This is a genomic window from Mesorhizobium sp. M0276, assembly GCF_040321755.1.
GTDB lineage: Bacteria > Pseudomonadota > Alphaproteobacteria > Rhizobiales > Rhizobiaceae > Mesorhizobium.
The window spans coordinates 1-1,195 of the sequence record NZ_JAMYSC010000148.1 but is presented as its reverse complement, the minus strand read 5'-3'; the positions used below and the strand labels follow the sequence as shown (position 1 = coordinate 1,195).

1 protein-coding gene is annotated in these 1,195 nt (G+C 60.4%); it reads right to left on the bottom strand.

The features are described 5' to 3' along the window. Positions 1 to 7: 7 nt before the first annotated feature. Entirely contained in the window at positions 8 to 1,105 is a 1,098-nt protein-coding gene (locus NKJ01_RS36180; protein WP_352735375.1) for an ISAs1 family transposase, read from the bottom strand. Between the last annotated feature and the right edge of the window lie 90 nt (positions 1,106 to 1,195).

The window sequence follows — 1,195 nt, the reverse complement described above, 5'->3', positions numbered from 1 at the left end:
GGCAGGGCTATCGCATATGAGTAAAGAGCTGGAAGAGGAAGTCTCTGTTCCATCTGGCTCTTCGCATCTTGCTGGCGATGGGTTTGTCGAGAGGATGGGCTTGCAAGATGTTTTGGGCGAGGCGTCTGATGATGGCCAGGTTTTGCGGCCCGTTATCCTTGCGGGTTCGGGCATCGTCCTCATGGAAGACGACATCGAGGCTCCAGTGCAACTGGTTCTCGATGGTCCAATGTGCTCTGACGGTCTCGGCCAGTCTTTTGGGCATGAGCACTTTGGAAAGCGCGACATAGCGGACCGAGGTGGTGGGTTTGCCGCCTGCCACGCTGCGCGAGGCCTCGATGCGGCCGATCGCCTTGAGGCCGGGAAAGGCCGGCGGATCGAGCAGCCGTTTGAGCGGCAGGACCGAGGCTCTTCGTGTTTCGGTGCGGCCATGCGCGCTTTCGCTGGTCTCGAAGAAGGCGATCTCGGCAGCTGCGGCGAAGCTTCGCTCCGCCGCAGCGAACAGCTTGGGACGATTGCCTTTCAGCCCCAGCGCATAATGCGCCTTCTTGCCGATCAGCGCCTTGGCGGTGTCGGGACGGCAGTGCAGCGCATCCGCCGTCACCGTGCAGCCCTTCAAATCCAAGCTCTTCAGAAGATCCAGCGTGGCTGTGACCTCGTCGCCCTCGGGCGCGCGGGCAGCGGCAATCGACAGCCTCGTCTCGGCGTCCCACACGCTCACCATCAAAGGCGGCATAAAGACCCGACCCTTAGTGTAGCCGCGCCGCAGCGATTTGCCGTCGACCGCCACCACGCCGCGCGGCGAAGGCCCGAGCGTTTGTCGCAGCGCTGCCGTGAAAGCGGCAAAGCTGCGCGAAAGCTCATCGGCATCAAGAAGTCGAAACACCCGGCTGAACGTGTCGTGGCTCGGGCAACCATGCTCCAGCGCCACGATCTCTCTCAGCTCGTCTTCCCGCCCCTCAACAAAATCGGCAATGTCAACACAGCTCTTGGCCCCACACAGGGTCGCAAGCAGAGCCAAGAACAGAAGCTCCGCCAGATCATGACGCGCGTTGATGTCACGCGGATCCCGAATTTCACGCAAAATCGAAAGCAGAAACGGCATTGGGTCTCCTCTTCAAAGAGAAGGCCCCTAAAGAATCAACCTTTCCACTCAACGCAAGACTTACTCTTACTCATATGCGATTCCCCTGCC